This window comes from Pseudomonas sp. SIMBA_068 (genome assembly GCF_046534705.1).
In the GTDB taxonomy this organism is placed as follows: domain Bacteria; phylum Pseudomonadota; class Gammaproteobacteria; order Pseudomonadales; family Pseudomonadaceae; genus Aquipseudomonas; species Aquipseudomonas putida.
In genome coordinates, this window is record NZ_JAWRYI010001591.1 from 1 (window position 1) to 238 (window position 238).

Annotated in this window: 1 pseudogene; it reads right to left on the reverse strand. The window is 52.9% G+C overall.

The window, feature by feature from the left end:
- Positions 1-44: 44 nt before the first annotated feature.
- A pseudogene (locus SB756_RS35065) lies at positions 45-238 on the reverse strand (nitroreductase); the annotation flags it as partial.

Genomic DNA, 238 nt, shown 5'->3' on the forward strand with positions numbered 1-238 from the left:
TTCCTGCGCCTTTGCTCACAATCCAGACAGTTTCGCGACAATTATCAGAAATAAGTTACAAACGGCGTCGGGTCCGGGACGTTAATCGACGTAGATGCTTTCAGCTGCGGCGTACCGAGGTAGAGAAAACCGACAATTTTATCCTGCTCACGGCAACCGAATGCTTCACGCACTACCGGACTTTCAGTTAATGCGCCACTGCGCCAGATGCCGCCAAACCCCTGGGCAACTGCTGCCA